This is a genomic window from Streptomyces sp. SP17BM10, from assembly GCF_036322405.1.
Taxonomy (GTDB): Bacteria; Actinomycetota; Actinomycetes; order Streptomycetales; family Streptomycetaceae; genus Kitasatospora.
On the sequence record NZ_JAQYXB010000531.1, the window covers coordinates 29,182 to 45,728 of the forward strand.

Consider the following 16,547-nt stretch of genomic DNA (forward strand, 5'->3'; position numbering starts at 1 on the left):
CGGCGCCTACCCCGCGAGCGCCTGCGCCGCGGCCGCCGCGAAGCCGTCCGGATTGTCGAGCATCACGTTGTGCCCGCTCTCCGGCACCGCCACGACCCGGACCCCCTCCGCCCGCAGCTCGACCGCCCCACGCGGTTCGCCGTCGGGCTGCGGATACAGGAAGGTGCGCGGCACGGAGAGGTCCAGCAGCATCTCCCGCATGGTCGGCACCGTGGCGCGGGCGAGGTGGACGGCACTGCGGTGGAGCGCCTCCGGGCCCGCCAGCCGCATCGTCGCCCACCAGAACGGGCCGACCCGCTCGGCGACTTCGTCCCGTCCCCCGGCCAGGAACTCCTCCTCGGTGTAGCTCGCGATCCCGCTGCTGCCGGGACGCTGCGCCACCGGGGCGATCGGGTCGAGGTTGGCGTCGACGAGGACGAGCTTGGCGACGAGCTCGGGGTGCCGGCGGGCCAGCACGATCGCGACCGCACCGCCCATGCTGTGGCCGACGACCTCCGCCCCCGCCACACCGGCGGCCCGCAGCGCGGCCGCGACGGCGTCGGCGTGGTCCTCCAGCGCGTACCGGAAGTCCGCGGGCCGGTCGCTGATGCCGAAGCCGAGGAGGTCCAGCAGCAGGCTGCGGCGCCCCGCGAGCAGCGGGTGCGCGGCGGCTGCGGCGAAGTAGACGGGCGAGCTCGCTCCGAGACCGTGCAGATAGACGCGGGCCGGCCCGGTGCCGGGCAGCTCGACCCACCGGATCCGGTGACCGTCGGGTGTGACGGGGGCGTGGCGCATTGCGGGACTCCTTCTCCGGTGAACGGCGGACGACGGACGACGGACGACGGACGCCGAGCGCCGAGCGACGGGCGGCAGGCGGCAGGCGGCAGGCGGACGAGCAGCGGGCGACGGACGGCGCTCGGTGTCGATCGGACCCGGCCTGCGGCGGGCGGGCGGCCGATCGACAGGGACCATACCTCGCAGTCGAGATATCACGCCATCGATATACCCACATCCCGAGGGATCCTTCTGGCAGAGTGGCCCCATGCTGAAGCTCGCCATCCTCGGGTTCCTGTACGACCGCCCCCTCCACGGCTACGAGCTGCGCCGCCACCTCGCCGCCCTCACCGGCCACGTCCGCCCCATCAGCGACGGCACCCTCTACCCGGCGATCAAGCGCCTGGAGTCCGACGGCCTGCTCGTCCGCGAGACCGAGCCCGGCACCGCCGCCGCCCCCCGCCACACCCTCCACCTCACCGCCGCCGGCCGCACCGCCCTGCTCCACCGGCTGCGCGAGCCCGAGCGGCTCGACATCAGCGACGAGAACCGCTGGTTCACCCTGCTCGCCTTCCTCCGCCACCTCGACCGCCCCGCCGACCAGGCCGCCGTGCTCCGCCGCCGCCTCACCTTCCTCGCCGAACCGGCGAGCTTCTTCTACGAGGGCGAACGCCCGCTGGGCGCCGAGGAGTTCGCGGACCCCTTCCGCCGCGGCCTGCTGCTGATCGCCCGCGCCACCACGCAGGCCGAACTCGCCTGGCTGAACTCCACACTGGCCGACCTGACGGGCCAGGACCCGCAGCACCCGGCGGCGAATTGACCGAAACCCGCACGGACCCGCGGGAACTCCTTCCCCTCCCGCCGCACCCGTGTTCCGATGGCCGCCATGAGCGACGAACTCCCCACCCCGCAGGACCCCGCCGTGCGCCGCGAGGGCTACGACGGCACCGGTCCGGGCGCGATCACCCCGGACGGCTGCGCCGTCGAGCTCTGGTCCCGTCTGCCGGTGGGCGACATCCCCGACCTGATCGAGGGCGCCGTGCCGGCCGGCGCCCGCATCCTCGAACTGGGCTGCGGTGTCGGCCGGATGACCCACCCGTTGACCGACCGCGGGTTCACCGTGACGGCCGTCGACGAGTCCGCCGAGATGCTGGCCCGGGTGCGCGCGGACGTGCGGACCGTCCGCAGCCCCATCGAGCACCTGCGCCTCGGCGAGCGCTTCGACGTCGTCCTGCTCGCCTCCTTCCTCGTGCACGCGGGCGACGTGGCCGTCCGCCAGGGACTCTTGGACGCCTGCCGCCGCCACGTCACCGACGACGGCTGCGTGCTGCTGCAGCGCGAGGGCGAGGACTGGCACCGCCACGTGCCCCGCGAGGGGAAGGTGGCGGGCACGGACGGAGTGGCCCGGATCGTCTCGTCGACGCCGAACGGCGACGGTTCGAACACCGTCCTCGCCGAGTACGAGTTCCCGGACGGCCGCTGGACCCACACCTTCCGCTCCCGGCCGCTCAGCACCGAGGAGTTCGAAGGGGCGCTGGCGGAGGCCGGCCTGGCGGTGGAGAGCTACCTGTCGGAAGACCGCACCTGGGTCCGGGTCCGGCCCGCCGGCTGACCCCGGAGGGGCCCGGTACGCGAAGGCCGATCACCGATCCGCCCCTCCCGCACGCCTGCGCCTACGGCCTCGCCCAGGCGCCGACCGTCATCGCCTTCGCGGGCGGCGTCCTCGCCCCGGACGCGGGCGTCGTGAAGTAGAACGGGCTTTCAACTCCGGACCCCGAGAAGCCCGGTCGGACAACGAAACGGGCCGGGACACCCGACGGGGTGCCCCGGCCCATCACGGCCCATCGCGGCCCGGAAGCTGCGGCCGAACAGCCGTCTAGCGCCCGAACTCCCGGGCGGCGGTCAGTCGGCCGCGCACGGCGGCGTGGACCTCGGCCTCCTCGGCCGGGTCGGCGGCGAGTCGCCGCAATCGCTCCAGCACACGCGCGTCGCCGGTGGTGGCGACGTGCCGCGCGGCGAGCTCACGGGTGGTCTCCTCGCAGTCCCACAGGCACTCGACGGCCGGGCCCTCGGGGAAGTGCACGTCGGTCGCGGCGAGCGCCCGGGCGGCGCGTCCGCGCAGCTCGGAGGAGGCGGCCTCGCCGTAGATGTGGCGCAGGACGGGGACGGCGTCGGCGGCGGCCAGCCGCCCCGCACCGTCGACCAGCGACCCGAGCCCGGTGCCGGTGACCCCGCGCACGGAGACCCAGCGGCGCAGTCCGGCGACCACGAGCGGCGCGTCGGCCGGCTCACCGGCGTCGGCGAGCAGCTGGACGGCGGCCTCGCCGAGGGCGCTGTCGGCGCCGCCGGTGGCCGGATCGGCCCAGCGGCGGGCGTGCGCGAGGGCCTCGGGGCCGCGCATCCGGCCGAGCAGTTCCAGGGCCGAGCGCACCGTCCGGTCGTCGACGTCGGCCGCGGCGGCCTCGATCAGCTCGGCGGCGGCGGGATCCCGCTGGTCGACGAGGTACCGCAGGGCCGCTCTGCGAGCGCCGGGCAAGCCGCCGCGGGCTGCCTCGAGGAGGGCGGGCCGGTCCTCGGGACGGACGACGGCGGTCAGGCAGCGGGCGGCCGCGGCGGCGCGGCGGTCGACGGCGTCGGGGCCGGGACCGGCCGCGTCACCGCGCCCCACCTGGGCGGACGGCTCCGGGCGGCCGAGGAACGCGCCGGCGCCGAGGTCGCCGAGCTCGCCCTGGTCGGCCCAGGCGAGCACGTCGGCGGTGGACCAGCCGGGGGTGACGCCGCTGCGGTTGAGCTGGCGCTGCCACACGTCGAAGGGCGACTGCTCGCTGGCCGCGGCGACCCGCGGGTGGTAGGCGGCCCACAGCCGCCAGGGCCGGGGCTCGTAGGCGTTGCGGATGAACTCGCGCAGCTCGGCGTCGCCCTCGGGGCCCGCCGGGAAGCGGTCCAGCACGGCGGTGCCGAGGAGGAGCAGGCCGCGGTCGTCGTCGCGCAGCGCGAGCTCGTCCAGGGCCCAGGCCCAGTTGGCGCCGGTGGCGGCGTACTCGCGCAGCATCAGCAGCGCGTCGCGCCGGCCGTAGGCGGCGAGGTGGCCGAGGACGGAGAGGGCGAGGCCCGTGCGGTTCTCGTCGTCGCTGACCAGGTCCTCCGCGGAGTGGAGGTGGTCCTCGATACCGTCGAGGGGGGCTTCCAGCTCCATGTAGAGGCGCGCGTAGTACAGCGAGCGGCTCTCGACCTGCCAGTCGGCTCGTGGGTCCCTGGTGACACACTCCTCCAGCGCGGCGATGGCCTCGGTACGGTCGGCGGCCAGCGCGTGGAGCTGCCCGTCACCGCGGCCTCGCTGCAGGAGGCCGAGGAGGCTGGCACTGGGTGCTATCACTGGCTCGAACATGAGGTCAGCATCCGTTGCGGCGGTCGTAGTGGCAACGGGATTTCCGTCGCCGGGGGTCTCTGGTGGGTACTGCGGTGGGCGCCCGGGCGCCGGAATCACCGAAGGTTACCGCCTCGCGCTCCCTTCCGCACACAGGGCGACGAACGCTCCGGCCACAGTGGCATATGCCAGGGGAATTTTGCCCACGTTCTGTCCAAATCCCCCCCGGGGAGCACGCGGCTGTGCGACAGTCGTTTCACCAACCGCCACGGCCCGCTCACACCGAGCGAGCGCCCCCGATCGATGGACCGGTCATGAACATGTCCTCGCCCCCGGCGCGCCCGCCGGGCACCGCCCTCGCGGACGGCGCTCCGACGGGTGGTTCGGGCACCGGCGCGGGCACGGTCACTCCGAGCGTCGGCGGACCGGCCCGGGGCGCGGCGGAGGCGGGCACGCCGGAGCCCGGCGCGTCCGACGGCGGAACGGACGGCGGCAGAGTGGACGGCACGGCGCAGGAGCCGTCCGACTCCGCGGTCTGCTCCGCCGAATGGGACCTCCTCACCGACGGGGTCCGGTGGGACGCCGAGACCTTCCTGCTCCTCGGCTGCGACCCCGGACACGGCCCGCTCAGCCTCGACCGGCTGCCCGACCGCCTCCCGGAGGCCGACCGGCCGCTGCTGCGGCGGATGATGACCGACACCCTCGTGCACGGGCGCACCACGTGCGCCACCCTGCGGGTCCGCCGGTCCGACGGCACCCACGACGGCGTCGAGTGCGCGGGCGAGCCCGTCCTCGGCCCGGACGGCACCGTCACCGCGCTGCGCATGCTCCTGCGGCCGGCCGCACGCGCCGGAGCCGGCGAGCACCGCTGACCGCACCGCGGCACACGCACCTGCCGGCCGGTGTCCGGCCTGCGGACCTCCGTCCTCAGGTCACCCTCGGCCGGTTCTTCGCGTCCGCCACCCGCAGCTCCCGCCCCAGCTGGGACCGCAGGTCGTCCACCGCCGGCAGCCCGCAGTACTGCGCCGTCAACCGGTACATCTCGCGCAGCCGGTCCCAGGTGCGGTGCGAGGAGTTCTGCCCGATCAGGTTCATCACCATCTTGGCCTGGAGCTCCGCGGCGTCCGGCTCCCCCGTGATCCAGTGCACCGACGCCAGTGTGATCCGGTCGAACAGCGCCGAGCGCAGCTGCCCGGTGCCCTCCCGCAGGGCGATCACCCGCTCCGCGTGCCGCCGGGCCTGCGGTGCCGCCGACAGGTCGTGCTCCGCGAGCGTGCGCAGCACCAGCGCCTGCATGCCACGCAGTTCGGCCTCGTCGAACACCTGCATCCAGGACGGCGGCGGCTCCGGCGCGTCCTCGGCGAACAGGTCCTCGGCCTCGCCGAGCAGCCGGTAGGTGTCCTGCGTGTGCCCGATCGAGGCGTGCGCCCACGCCTCGACGGTGTTCAGCATCGCCCGCGTTCTCGGCAGCAGCCGGCCGCCGGTCGCCTTCGCCGCCGCCATCAGGTCGATCGCGTCGTCCGCCCGGCCCAGGTGCACCATCTGCCGGGCCGCGCGCGAGATCGCCTCGCCGGCCCGGGGCCGGTCACCCGCCTCCTTGGCCGCCTCCGCGGCGATCATGAAGTACCGCTGGGCGGTGGGCTCCAGGCCCACGTCGTGCGACATCCAGCCGGCCAGCACCGCGAGGTTCGCCGCGACCAGCCACAGACGCTGCTCCACGGCGGGCGGGTGCCGGTGCGTCAGCAGACCGCCCACCTCGTTCAGCTGACCGACCACCGCCTTGCGCTGCAGCCCGCCGCCGCGTGCCGCGTCCCACGCCCGGAACACCTGCACCGAGCGCTCCAGCGCCTCCACCTCGTCGAGCCCGACCGGGCCCGCGTCGTACACGTCCACCACGGGGCGCGCGCCCGCCCCGGTGATCACCTGGCGCGGCCCGGGCGCCGCGGCCGCGTACGCGACCGCGTCCCCGCCCAGCCAGCCCTTCAGGGAGTCGGCGATGACCGCCCCGGCCGTGAGCGCGGCGCCCGCGCCCACCAATCCACGTCGGTTCAGCATGAGGTCCATTCCCGTGAACTCGGTGAGGACCGCGGCCGTTCGATCCGGCGACCATGGCTCCGCTGCGGACTGCGCCGCCCTGCTCCTGGTGGGCCGGTGTCGTTCCAGACCGAGGTCCTCAGTGGTGACGACACGTCCGAGCCGCTCCGTGAACACGGTCGCCAGCACCCGCGGCACCGGATCGCGGGGGATCTCCCCCTGCTCGATCCAGCGCCGTACCCTCGAGGTGTCGGTGGACAGCTGCTGCTGGCCCAGCGCGGCACCCCTACGGTTGACCAGCCGCGCCAGCTCGCCCTTCGACCATCCGGTCAGGACGAACAGATCGGCGAGTCGGGTGTTGGGTCCCCTGCTCACGTGAAGCCCCCAGGTTCCTCGGCTGGTTCGAGGCTAGAGGCTCCGGCAAGTGCCAGGCGAGCATTCGCCACCGTTCGCCAGGGCCCGCCAGACTACTAAGCCAGTGCGGCGCGGGTGTGTTGTAGGGGTGCGCCACCTCGCCCCGGGGCGGGAGGCGCTCCGGACCGGCGTCGGGGCATCCCTCGACCGTGGAACGGGGCGCGCCCGGTCCTCACCCGAGGGGGTGGCGCGGCCGGGTGGCGCGGGAGCGCCGGGCACGGCCACGGCGGCTCCGGCCGACCGCATTCCCCAGGGTGCGGACGGCCGGGACACCGCCGGACAAGGGGCCCCTCCCCGCGTCCGTGCCCGGCGCCCGCGCACCACCCGGCCGTCGAACACCACCCGAACACCTCCCGCACCACCGCACGCACCACCCCACACCACCCCCGAAGCAGGGCCCCCGGCGCACCAGGAAGCACGGGGCACCGGCCCTCCCCCGCCCCCGCGGGGCGCACCCGCCGACGGACAGGAAGGGACCACCCTCACCTCATGTACTCCTCAGCGACGTCCCCCACGCCGACCCCGACCCGCACCGCGCTGCGCCCCCCCACCGCGGCCGCGGGCCGTCCCGGCCCCAAGCAGCTGCCCCCGCCGAGCCGCCCGGCGGCCCCGCGCGGCGCCGAGGGCCGGTCCGCGGACGCCCGGGTTCCGGCCGGCCGCAGCGCGCTGGGGCTGCGCGGCCCCGAGGCCGCCCCCCCGACCGGCGGCCGGGTCCCCCTCGCCCGCCAGGTCGACGGCCGCCTGCTGCGCGGCCCGCACCGGCCGGGCACCCCCACCGGACCCGAGCGGATCGACCCCTCGGCGCTCCAGACCCCGGCGGTACGGGCCGCGCTGGCGAGCGTCGCGCGGATATGTCCCGCGTTCACCCCTCGCCAGGTGCTGCGCGAGGGCAGCCGCCACATCCTGGTGGCGGGCACCATCGGGCGGGCCCCGGTGGTCGCCAAGTGCCTCGCGCCGCAGGCCGTGCGGAGCGAGTACTTCGAGCAGTTGGTGGCCGACTTCCACCACGAGGTCGCGGTCTACCGGGCGTTCGTGCGTCACCGTCCGCCGGTGCGCCTGCCCCGGCTGGTCGCCGCCGACCACGACCGCTGCGTGCTCGTCCTGGAGCGCGTCCCCGGCCGGCCGGCCGCCCGCGAGCGCCACCCCGTCAACGCGCCCACCCCGGGCGAGGTGCGGGCCCTGCTCACGGCCGTCCGGACGCTCAACCTGTGGCGCCCGCCGGGCGACGTGTTCCAGCCCCGGCTGGACTACCAGATGGAGATCGCCCGCTACCACTCCGTCGGCCAGCTGACCGACCGGGACGCCGGCGACCTGCGCGGCCTGCTGCACGGCCTCGGCCACACCCCGCTCCAGCTCTGCCACGGCGACGCCCTGCTCAGCAACATGCTGCTGGCGCCGTCCGGCCCGGTGCTGGTCGACTGGGAGCAGGCCGGCTGGTACCTGCCCGGCTACGACCTCGCGGTCCTGTGGAGCGTGCTGTCCGGCGACACGGCGGCGCGCCGCCAGATCAGCCAACTCGCGCAGAGCGGGGGCACGATGGCCAGGGACGCGTTCCTGATCAACCTGGTGCTCGTGCTGATGCGCGAGATCCGGCTCTACGACGTCCCGGGCGCGGGCGAGGAGCAGCGGATCATGATCCGCCGCCTCTACGACGACGCCGCGCTGGCCCGCCGGGCCGTCCGGGCCGCCGTGGGCACCCGCTGACCGACCCGTCCGGCCCGATCGCCACCCGTGCGACCGGGCCGGACGGCAGCACCCTACGGCCGGGCGCCGCGCTCCAGGGCGGCCCGGCCCGCGGACTCCAGGACGGCCTCCTCGGGCGCCAGGTGCACCCGGCTGCCGAGCACGTCCCGCAGGTAGCGCTCCAACGGGTGACGCCGGCTCAGCCCCGGAGCGCCGGCCAGCGCGACGGCCTGCTGGACGGCGGCCGTCGCCGCCCGGGTCGCCAGCAGGTGGGCCGGCCCGGTCCGCACGACGGCCTCCCGCTCACCCCGGTCCACCCGCGCGGCCAGCCCCTCGACCAGTTCCTCGGCGCCGATCAGCTGCGCCTCGATCTCGCCGAGGGCGCAGCGGTGGCGCGGCAGGGCTCCGGGCGGCTCGGTCGGATCGGCCGGAGTCCGCTGGTTCAGGAACCGGACGAGCCAGGCCTGCGCCGCCCGCGCCACCCCGACCGCGACCGCGGAGAGGGCCAGGTCGTGCCAGGCGCGGGCGAGTTCGGCCTCCACGGCACGCTCCCCCGCCGCCGGCGCGTCCTTCCCGCCCTCCGAGCCGCGCGCGGCCGTGAGCCCGAGCGCGAGCTCCCCGGGCACCCGGACCGCGTCCAGCACGACGTCGTGGCTGGCACTGGCCCGCAGGCCCAGCTGGTCCCAGACGGGATCGACCTCCAGCCCCTCGCTCTCGCCCCGGACCAGGAACGTGCCGACCCGCGGCTCCGGTTCGTCCGTGCGCGCCGTCACCGCCATCCAGGCCAGCGCCTCGGCCCCGGTGCAGTACGTCTTGCGCCCGGTGAGCCGCCAGCCGTCCCCGTCCCGCCGGGCCACCGTCCCCGGCAGCACCCCCGGCCGGCCGCCGGGCTCCGCGCGCAGCGTGTTGACCAGGGCGGGACCGCGCCGGGACTCCGTCAGGAGCCTCCGGTAGCCCGCCGCCGGCCACAGCGCCCGGCGGGCCTGCTCGGCGTGCTGGAGCAGCGTGAACGCCGTCACGACGGCCACCGAGGCGTCCCCGCGGCCGAGTTGGGCCAGCACCCGGACGGTGTCGGCGAGCGTGCCGCCCGGCCCGCCGTACCGCTGCGCCACGGTGAGGGTGAGCAGCCCGGCCTCGTGCACCGCCTCGATGCCCTGGTAGGGGAAGGTCGCGTCCCGGTCGTGCTCCTCGGCGCGGGCGGCGAGCAGGTCGACCACCCGGGGCAGCCCGGCGAGGGCGGCGGCGACGGGCGACGGGTCGGCGGCGGTCGTGGTCATGGTGCGGGTGCCTCCGGGCGGCAGCAGGGGCTCGGCAACTGCGCGCGGCCCGGCGGGCGGGCTCGCGCCGTCGGTCGGCGGCGCGGAGGTCGGGACCCGGATCGGCACGGGACCCGCCCCGGATCGGCACCGGCCGCCAGGCCGGGCGCGCTCCGCCGTTTCAGCGACCCGGACACGCCGCGCTGGCGGTGCGCCGCAGGTCCAGATAGCTGCGGCGGGTCAGCAGCGGGAGACGGCACGACATGTTCGCGACTGTACGAACCGGTGATCGAAACCGTCAAGCAGCCGCCCGGGGACCGGACGGCGGACGGCCGCCGGACGAGCAGCGGGTGGACGGCGGACGAACGAGCGGCGGACGGCGGTTTTCAGCCCTGCTGGAACATGTCCGCGGGGAGCGGCTTCAGCAGCTGATACAGGTCGTCCGAAATCGGCCGGTCCCAGGAGGCGATGGTGACCTGGACGCCGTCGCTGCGGCCGAACTGGGCGCAGAACACGCGCTCCTCGCTGACCTTGACCTTCTTCACGATCAGCAGGTCGTCCCCGAGCATGACGGGGAAGTCCTCGGCCGAGACGAAGTCGACCGGCTCGTCGTTCTCCAGGGCCGCGAGCAGCTGGCGCACCTCGAAGGGGACGTCGTCACCGGTCTCCCGGGCGGGCGAGCCCTCGGGGAGGTTGCCGATGAACATCGCCGGGCCTCTGCCGCCGAACAGGTCGTAGCGCAGGAAAATCCCCTGGCAGGAGCCGTCCGGGCCGGTCATCATGGCCGCACCGAAGTCGCCGGGCCAGTCGCCCGGGTCCATCGCGAGCACGTCGAAGTCCGGGCCGGCGGGCTGTCCGGAGCGACGGCGGAGAAAAGACATGGGAACATCGTACGTGTCCGGCACACCACGCTCGCGGGGTGGGTGGGGCGCCGGCGGGAGATCCACGCTCAGAGACCAATGTTGACTCTGAGCAACCGTCCGGGCTACGTTCGGTTCAGCACGACAGCCGTTCTGGGTCTCACCCTCCGGGGGGACGGCATGTCGCATACGCGGCCCTACACGCGTATCCCTCACTGTGCACGTCGTCGTTGCCGATCCGCCGAGCACCCAGCATCGTCGTCGCACACAGCACAGCCACAAGCCAACAGTTCCATGCAGTTCCGTGCAGTTCACGCAACAACAGAGACCAGATCCGCGGGGCCCCGGCCCGTCGCTCCCGTGGATCTGCTCGGGACGCCGCCGCGTGGGGGCGTGCGGGTCCCGAGCACAAGGTGCCGCTGTCCGAGTCGCTCTCGGATGTCGGCGCCGCCCTCCCGGCGACTGCCGACCCCTCGTGGGTCGGGACCGGCCGACGCACCCCGGTGCGCAGGGGACTACTGGGAGGAGGCCTGGCATCGCTGCCGGGCCGCACAGCAGGCGCCGTGTCTGGCCGCGTGGGGGCGGTGGGCACGGCGTCTGCCTGTGCTCATACTCTGAGCTGCGTTTGTCTAACAGTCAACAGAAATTCTGACGAGGCACGCTCAATGGATCATCAGCTGTGGTGATCGTGACCGGAATCGGCCCTGCGGCAGCCCCTTCGACGGCCCGTCAGTGACCTGCCGGCGGCCCGTCAGTGGCCCCGATCGTGAGCTGTCAGTGGCCCGGAACGCCCGTGGGGCGGCCCCGGGTCCCCGGGGCCGCCCCACGACTTGCGCCCTCGCCCCTCCGGGCCCGGGCCACGACTCAGGTGAGGTCGAACTCGCCGTCCCGCGCGCCGAGCACGAAGGCCCGCCACTCGCCCGGCGTGAACACCAGTACCGGCCCGTCCTCCTGACGGCCGTCCCGCATCCCGATGTACCCGTCCACGAACGCGATCTGGACGTCCCCGACCCCCTGGCTGCTGCACAGCCACGTCGCCCCGGTGAAGTCCACCCTGGGCTTCCCGCTGGGCGCCGGCTCGGGCCCCGCCCCGGCTCGCTGCGCGCCGGCCGTCTCCACGTCAGTCCCGCTGTTCGATGCCACTGCTCGGTCTCCTCCCGACGGCTTTCCCCGCCAGCCTAGCCACACCCGCCCGCCCCGGTCAGCGGGTTGACGAGGTCTCCACCCGCCGCGGGGCCGGCGGCGCCGGGCGCCTGGGCGGGCGTGTCCGCCCGGCGGGGCCGCGGGCAGCTGCCAGAGTGAGGAGGACCCCGACCCGACGTCCGGTGTGCGGCCCGGCGCACCGCCCCGCACACCGCCCGGACCGGTCCCGACCCGAGAACCCCGCAGGGAGCAGCCGATGAGCCGCCGGGACGGCGCCCGCGCCGATGTCATCCCCATCTCCGACGCCCCCTCGGCCCACCCCCCGGCGCCCCGCACGCCGCCCTCGGGCGCCCCGCTGCCCCGGCCGACCCCCGGCCGGCCGCCCGCGCACGGCCGGGTCGGCATCGTCCTGGTCTCCCACAGTCAGGAACTGGCCACCGCCGTCCGCACCCTCGCGCTCGCGCTGACCGGATCCGACTCCCCCGCCCCGGTCGCCGCCACCGGGGGCGACCCGGACGCCGGGCCCGGCATCAGCGCCGTCCTGGTGGCCGCCGCCACCCGCCGGGTCGACCAGGGCCACGGCGTGGTCGTGCTGGCCGACCTGGGCAGCGCGGTCACGACGGTGCGGGCCCTGCTCACCGCGGCCGAGGAGCACGGCCTGCCGTTCCCGGTCCGCTTCGCCGACGCCCCCTTCGTCGAGGGCACGGTCGCCGCCGTCGCCACCGCCACCGCGGGCGGCGACCTCGCGGCCGTCCTGGACGCGGCCGAGGAGGCCTACCGCCAGCACAAGGGCTGAGCTTTTGGCGCGAACCGATCGGTGGCCGGGCCAGCCGGGCCGTCCCGGGAAGCCGTCCCGTCAGGGGCGCTCCTTGCCCTCCCACGAGAAGACCGCCGACCCCTCGCACTCCAGCGCGTGCCGCAGCCGCTCGTGCTCGAGGTCGATCATCGGCGGCAGCGCGTCCAGCGCGAACCAGCCGACCTCCAGCGACTCGTCGTCGTTCACCCGCGCCTCGCCGCCGATCGCCCGGCACCGGAACGTCAGCACCAGGTACTGCGTCACGTCGCCGTTCGGGTACGTCACCGGCTCCGTCACGGAGACCGAGGCGAGCAGTTCGGGCACCGCCACCACGCCCGTCTCCTCCAGGACCTCCCGCACCACGCCGTCGGCCGGCTGCTCCCCGGGGTCGAGGATGCCGCCCACCACCGCCCACCGCCCGTCGTCGGACCGCCTGGCGAGCAGCACCCGGTCGCGGTCGTCCAGCACGACGCCGGCGACGGCGCTCAGCCAGAGCGGGCGGTTGCCCACCACGGAACGGAGCTCGGCGAGAAACTGAGGAATGGCCATGAACCGCAGCCTACCCAGGCGAACCGATTCAGCGGACGGGCCGTACGGGGTCGCCCGCCGCGCCGTCCTCCGGGCACAGCAACGCCTTGACCGTCAGACCGAGGATCCGCAGGTCGAGCCCGAGCGAGCGGTGCTCGACGTACCAGAGGTCCAGCTCCGCCCACTGGGGGCGGCCCAGCCGGGCGGCCGGGCCACGGGACTGGAGCTGCGCCCAGCCGGTGAGGCCGGGCCGCACGGCCAGCCGGGCGCGCTCGCGGCGGTCGTAGCGGATCACCTGCGCCGGGTGCGCGGGCCGGGGCCCGATCACCCCCATCTCGCCGCGGGCGACGTTCCACAGCCGGGGCAACTCGTCCAGGCCCGTGCGGCGCAGCAACTCGCCGATCCGTCCGCGCCGGTCCGTCCGGAAGCGCAGGGCGTGGAACACCCGGCCGTGCCGGCCCGCCCTGGGCAGGCGCAGGAGCACCGGTCCCTCGGCCGTCCAGCGCAACAGCACGGCGATCACCAGTGCCAGCGGCACCGCGACGATCCCGGCCAGGGCCGCGACCGCGAGGTCGCCGCCGCGCTTCATGATCCCGGCGCATGTCTGGCGGGTTCCGACCCACCGGTCCCGGCGCTGCCGCTCATCGCAACCCCTCCAAGAGAACGCATTCACCGTAAGGGGAGGTTTGAAGGCGTCGCCCGGGAATGGTGAAAGAAGTGGGGAACGCTTTACCGAACCAGCCGAAAACCGGCCGCTTCGGCTGCTTTTGCCGAGTTCGCCGAGTTTGCCGAGTTCACCGTGCATGCCGACTTCCGCGAGTTCGACGCGTGCCGTCGCGTTCGGCTCCCCTGTTCACTCAGCGTGTTCGAGGGCGGCGTTCCGAGCGGTATCGGGCCGCTATCGAGCCGGTATCCGGCCCGGTTTTCAGAGTGCGGCGCGACGGCGGTCGCGCAGCAGGCCGAACACGATCCGCCCGAGCAGCAGGACCCCCGCCGCCAGGCAGCCGGCCACGGCCATCGCCCAGGCGGGACCGCCGTTGTCCGGCACGATCACCGCGACGACGATCCCCAGTGCCAGGCAGGCCAGACCCACCGCGGCCAGCAGGATCTGGTGGGTGACCAGGGCGCCGCCGCTCCACGCGCGCGCCATCCGCGTCGCGCCGTGCAGGTGGAAGGGATCACGGTCCGCATCTGCCATGAGCCCAAGGTACCCCGGCCGGGCCCCGCAAGCAGCCCGCGGGCGGTGATGCCACCGACACTCAGCGCGACCGTTCACGCCTGCCGTGAGCATGCAATTCACCTCCACATTCGGTCCACGAAAAATCCTCGTCCACCCAGCACAACCATCCGCCGGGGACGGGGGTCTCCCACTACATTGAGCGATCCAGGAGCCGTTCGCGGTGCGGGTGTTCGTCCCCCCGCCGAGGACCGGAATACCCAGGGGGCGGAGCCGCCGCCCACTGGAGTCGGAGGCCGGGCTCCGTCCTCCGACGGTACCGCCACGCCGCTCGGCGACCGAGGGGGAACCGTGCCGCATTCCCAGCCCACCACGTCGATTTCCGCCATGCCCATGTCGGCCATGCCCATGTCCGTCGTGCCGATGTCCGTATCACCGTTGTCCGTCCCGTCCGTGTCGCCGGCCTCCTCGGTCTCGTCGAGGGCCGCTTCACCCCTGTCCGTCCCGTTCGGGTCCGCGTGGTCGAGGCCCGTGCCGCCGAGGACCGTGCCGCCGCGGCCCGTGCCGTCCGGGGCCGCCTCGTCGATGTCCACCGCCGCCTTCACCACCGCCCCCGGCGTGCGCGCACCGGCGCCGCCGTTCGCCGGCTGCCAGGGCGAGCCGCACGGCGGACGGGGGCCCGGCGACGCCACCGGGCCCCGGCGGCGCAACGAGGCCGTCGACTGGCTGCGGTTCGCCCCCGTCCAGCCGGTCTTCCGGGCTCGCGCCGCCCAGCGGCTCGCCGTCCTCGCCTACCACGGGGTCACCGACCCCGGCTCGTTCGGCGCCCAGCTCGACCGGCTGCGAAGACTCGCCACCCCCGTCTCCCTCGCCGCCGTCCTCCAGGCCGCCACCGAGCAGCGTCCGCTGCCGCCGCGCAGCGTGCTGGTGACCTTCGACGACGCCGACCGCAGCGTCCTCACCCACGCGCTGCCGGCCCTCGACGCCCGCGGCATCCCGGCCGCCGCGTTCGTCATCTCAGAGCTCATCGGCACCGAGCGGCCGTTCTGGTGGCACGAGGCCGACTTCCTGGCCCGGCACGGCGGCCGGGCCCGCTCGCTCGATTCCGGCCACCCCTCGCAGCTGCTCCCCCGGCTCAAGGCCATGCCCGACCCCGACCGCCGGCGCAGCCTGCACGAGCTGCGGGTCAGCGCCGACCGCCGCCCGCCCGGCCAGGATCAGCTCACCCCCGCCGACCTGCGGGACCTGCGCGACGGCGGCATCGCGATCGGCAACCACACCCAGGGCCACCCGTGCTTCGGGCGCTGCGACGACGACACCGTCCGCGCCGAGATCGCGGGCGCCCACGAGGCCCTCACCCGGTGGCTCGGCGAGCCCCCCATCGCCTTCGCCTACCCCGACGGCGGCCACGACCCCCGCGCCGAGACGGTCCTGCAGGAGCTCGGCTACCGCCTGGGTTTCCTGTCCGACCACCGCCTCGGGCCGCGGGTCCCCTCCCACCCGCTCCAGATCAGCCGGCTCCAGGTCGACTCCACGACCAGCACCCGCCGGTTCGACACGATCCTGTCCGGCCTGGAGCCGGCCTACCGCCGCTGGCGCCGCCGGCCGGTCGGGTAGGGGCCGGTCCGGGCCGTGGCCGCAACGGCCGATGGGCGCCGCGCGGGAAGTCGATTCGATCGACTTGCCGCGCGGCGCCCATCGGCGCTTCGGGTCCTCACCGGTGACCGGAGGCTGCGCTACACCGCCAGGGTCGGGGCCACCAGGGCGCGCGACTCGGCGTAGACGGCGGCGGCCGGCGGGAGGACGGTGGGGACGCCGGCGTGGAGCACCGTCGTCGTGCCCGACCCGATGCGGCTCGGGTCCGCGACGCGGCGCAGCGCCTGGGCGGCGACCGCGTCGGCGGAGCCGTGGAAGGTGAAGCCCGGGGCCGCCGTGGCGGCGACGGCCGCGCGGATGCGGTCCTCGACCAGCTCGTAGTGGGTGCAGCCGAGGACGATCGCGGACGTGCCGGCGGGCGTGCGGGCAGCGGCGTCGGCGATCGCGGCGGTGATCGCGGCGTCGTCGCCGTGCTCGACCGCGTCCGCCAGCCCGGGGCAGGCGACCTCCGTCACGTCCGCCGTGCCCCCGAAGTCGCGGATCAGCCCGCGCTGGTACGCGCTGCCCGTGGTGGCCGGGGTGGCCCAGATGGCGACCGGCCCGCCGAGCGCCGCCGCGGGCTTGATGGCCGGGACGGTGCCGATGACCGGCAGCTCCGGTTCGAGCTCGGCCCGCAGGGTGGCGAGCGCGTGGACGGAGGCGGTGTTGCAGGCGATCACGAGCGCGTCGGGTCCGAGCGCGGCCGCGGCCCGGGCGCAGCCGAGCGCGAGCTCGGTGATCTCCTCGGGCGTGTGCGGGCCCCACGGCATCGAGGCGGGGTTCGAGGACAGCACGAGGTCGGCGTCCGGGCGCAGCTTGCGCAGCGCGGCGGCGGCGGCCAGCAGGCCGATTCCGGAGTCCATCAGTGCGATCTTCACGGGACAGGACTTTAGTCGATCCA

At 75.3% G+C, this 16,547-nt stretch carries 16 protein-coding genes; 6 read left to right on the plus strand and 10 right to left on the minus strand.

Annotated features, from left to right (window positions below; translation table 11 throughout):
* Nucleotides 1-6: 6 nt before the first annotated feature.
* Nucleotides 7-774: an alpha/beta fold hydrolase gene (locus tag PUR71_RS11620; protein ID WP_329926764.1), complete on the minus strand. Its 768-nt coding sequence runs from the start codon at nucleotides 772-774 to the stop codon at nucleotides 7-9.
* A 247-nt stretch (nucleotides 775-1,021) separates the two neighbouring features.
* Here PUR71_RS11620 and PUR71_RS11625 point away from each other — a divergent pair, with 247 nt between their 5' ends.
* Both PUR71_RS11625 and PUR71_RS11630 read left to right on the plus strand, forming a co-directional pair.
* On the plus strand, nucleotides 1,022-1,573 hold the full coding sequence (locus PUR71_RS11625) for a PadR family transcriptional regulator (RefSeq protein ID WP_329926766.1): 552 nt from the start codon (nucleotides 1,022-1,024) through the stop codon (nucleotides 1,571-1,573).
* 66 nt (nucleotides 1,574-1,639) lie between these two features.
* Nucleotides 1,640-2,365, plus strand: a complete 726-nt coding sequence (locus tag PUR71_RS11630) for a class I SAM-dependent methyltransferase (protein WP_329926768.1) — start codon at nucleotides 1,640-1,642, stop codon at nucleotides 2,363-2,365.
* Nucleotides 2,366-2,629: 264 nt separating this feature from the next.
* On the opposite strand, the gene PUR71_RS11635 is transcribed toward PUR71_RS11630, so the two are convergent.
* Nucleotides 2,630-4,141 (minus strand): HEAT repeat domain-containing protein, encoded by a 1,512-nt coding sequence (locus tag PUR71_RS11635; RefSeq protein WP_329926770.1) that lies wholly within the window; start codon nucleotides 4,139-4,141, stop codon nucleotides 2,630-2,632.
* 293 nt (nucleotides 4,142-4,434) lie between these two features.
* Between PUR71_RS11635 and PUR71_RS11640 the strand changes: the two genes are divergently transcribed.
* Nucleotides 4,435-4,992, plus strand: coding sequence for a hypothetical protein (locus PUR71_RS11640; RefSeq protein ID WP_329926772.1), 558 nt, complete (start codon nucleotides 4,435-4,437; stop codon nucleotides 4,990-4,992).
* A gap of 55 nt (nucleotides 4,993-5,047) precedes the next feature.
* Here the strand turns inward: PUR71_RS11640 and PUR71_RS11645 are convergent, their stop codons facing one another.
* Nucleotides 5,048-6,529, minus strand: a complete 1,482-nt coding sequence (locus PUR71_RS11645; RefSeq protein ID WP_329926774.1) for a DNA-binding protein NsdB — start codon at nucleotides 6,527-6,529, stop codon at nucleotides 5,048-5,050.
* A 528-nt stretch (nucleotides 6,530-7,057) separates the two neighbouring features.
* Between PUR71_RS11645 and PUR71_RS11650 the strand changes: the two genes are divergently transcribed.
* Nucleotides 7,058-8,272, plus strand: coding sequence for an aminoglycoside phosphotransferase family protein (locus PUR71_RS11650; RefSeq protein WP_329926776.1), 1,215 nt, complete (start codon nucleotides 7,058-7,060; stop codon nucleotides 8,270-8,272).
* A 53-nt stretch (nucleotides 8,273-8,325) separates the two neighbouring features.
* Here the strand turns inward: PUR71_RS11650 and PUR71_RS11655 are convergent, their stop codons facing one another.
* From PUR71_RS11655 to PUR71_RS11665, 3 genes are all read right to left on the minus strand, one after another.
* On the minus strand, nucleotides 8,326-9,528 hold the full coding sequence (locus PUR71_RS11655; RefSeq protein WP_329926778.1) for an acyl-CoA dehydrogenase family protein: 1,203 nt from the start codon (nucleotides 9,526-9,528) through the stop codon (nucleotides 8,326-8,328).
* 365 nt (nucleotides 9,529-9,893) lie between these two features.
* Entirely contained in the window at nucleotides 9,894-10,388 is a 495-nt protein-coding gene (locus PUR71_RS11660; protein ID WP_329926780.1) for a hypothetical protein, read from the minus strand.
* Between the two features lie 843 nt (nucleotides 10,389-11,231).
* Nucleotides 11,232-11,486: a DUF397 domain-containing protein gene (locus tag PUR71_RS11665; RefSeq protein ID WP_329926844.1), complete on the minus strand. Its 255-nt coding sequence runs from the start codon at nucleotides 11,484-11,486 to the stop codon at nucleotides 11,232-11,234.
* A 280-nt stretch (nucleotides 11,487-11,766) separates the two neighbouring features.
* On the opposite strand from PUR71_RS11665, the gene PUR71_RS11670 reads away from it, so the two are divergent.
* Nucleotides 11,767-12,306: a PTS-dependent dihydroxyacetone kinase phosphotransferase subunit DhaM gene (locus PUR71_RS11670; protein ID WP_329926782.1), complete on the plus strand. Its 540-nt coding sequence runs from the start codon at nucleotides 11,767-11,769 to the stop codon at nucleotides 12,304-12,306.
* Between the two features lie 60 nt (nucleotides 12,307-12,366).
* Here the strand turns inward: PUR71_RS11670 and PUR71_RS11675 are convergent, their stop codons facing one another.
* The 3 genes from PUR71_RS11675 to PUR71_RS11685 form a co-directional block, all read right to left on the minus strand.
* Entirely contained in the window at nucleotides 12,367-12,855 is a 489-nt protein-coding gene (locus PUR71_RS11675) for an NUDIX hydrolase (protein ID WP_329926784.1), read from the minus strand.
* Nucleotides 12,856-12,883: 28 nt separating this feature from the next.
* On the minus strand, nucleotides 12,884-13,423 hold the full coding sequence (locus tag PUR71_RS11680) for a sugar transferase (RefSeq protein ID WP_329926786.1): 540 nt from the start codon (nucleotides 13,421-13,423) through the stop codon (nucleotides 12,884-12,886).
* Between the two features lie 336 nt (nucleotides 13,424-13,759).
* On the minus strand, nucleotides 13,760-14,032 hold the full coding sequence (locus tag PUR71_RS11685) for a hypothetical protein (RefSeq protein WP_329926788.1): 273 nt from the start codon (nucleotides 14,030-14,032) through the stop codon (nucleotides 13,760-13,762).
* A gap of 540 nt (nucleotides 14,033-14,572) precedes the next feature.
* On the opposite strand from PUR71_RS11685, the gene PUR71_RS11690 reads away from it, so the two are divergent.
* Nucleotides 14,573-15,628, plus strand: a complete 1,056-nt coding sequence (locus tag PUR71_RS11690; RefSeq protein WP_329926790.1) for a polysaccharide deacetylase family protein — start codon at nucleotides 14,573-14,575, stop codon at nucleotides 15,626-15,628.
* Between the two features lie 119 nt (nucleotides 15,629-15,747).
* Here PUR71_RS11690 and PUR71_RS11695 read toward each other — a convergent pair whose 3' ends face one another.
* The gene (locus tag PUR71_RS11695) at nucleotides 15,748-16,524 is read right to left on the minus strand and encodes a glutamate racemase (protein WP_329926792.1); all 777 of its coding nucleotides are present in this window, start codon (nucleotides 16,522-16,524) and stop codon (nucleotides 15,748-15,750) included.
* Nucleotides 16,525-16,547: the final 23 nt, after the last annotated feature.

Bases quoted from the DNA above. Each gene is read 5' to 3' on its own strand.
- PUR71_RS11620 (WP_329926764.1), bottom strand. From the start codon at position 774: ATGCGCCACGCCCCCGTCACACCCGACGGTCACCGGATCCGGTGGGTC.
- PUR71_RS11625 (WP_329926766.1), top strand. From the start codon at position 1,022: ATGCTGAAGCTCGCCATCCTCGGGTTCCTGTACGACCGCCCCCTCCAC.
- PUR71_RS11630 (WP_329926768.1), top strand. From the start codon at position 1,640: ATGAGCGACGAACTCCCCACCCCGCAGGACCCCGCCGTGCGCCGCGAG.
- PUR71_RS11635 (WP_329926770.1), bottom strand. From the start codon at position 4,141: ATGTTCGAGCCAGTGATAGCACCCAGTGCCAGCCTCCTCGGCCTCCTG.
- PUR71_RS11640 (WP_329926772.1), top strand. From the start codon at position 4,435: ATGAACATGTCCTCGCCCCCGGCGCGCCCGCCGGGCACCGCCCTCGCG.
- PUR71_RS11650 (WP_329926776.1), top strand. From the start codon at position 7,058: ATGTACTCCTCAGCGACGTCCCCCACGCCGACCCCGACCCGCACCGCG.
- PUR71_RS11655 (WP_329926778.1), bottom strand. From the start codon at position 9,528: ATGACCACGACCGCCGCCGACCCGTCGCCCGTCGCCGCCGCCCTCGCC.
- PUR71_RS11660 (WP_329926780.1), bottom strand. From the start codon at position 10,388: ATGTCTTTTCTCCGCCGTCGCTCCGGACAGCCCGCCGGCCCGGACTTC.
- PUR71_RS11670 (WP_329926782.1), top strand. From the start codon at position 11,767: ATGAGCCGCCGGGACGGCGCCCGCGCCGATGTCATCCCCATCTCCGAC.
- PUR71_RS11675 (WP_329926784.1), bottom strand. From the start codon at position 12,855: ATGGCCATTCCTCAGTTTCTCGCCGAGCTCCGTTCCGTGGTGGGCAAC.
- PUR71_RS11680 (WP_329926786.1), bottom strand. From the start codon at position 13,423: ATGAAGCGCGGCGGCGACCTCGCGGTCGCGGCCCTGGCCGGGATCGTC.
- PUR71_RS11685 (WP_329926788.1), bottom strand. From the start codon at position 14,032: ATGGCAGATGCGGACCGTGATCCCTTCCACCTGCACGGCGCGACGCGG.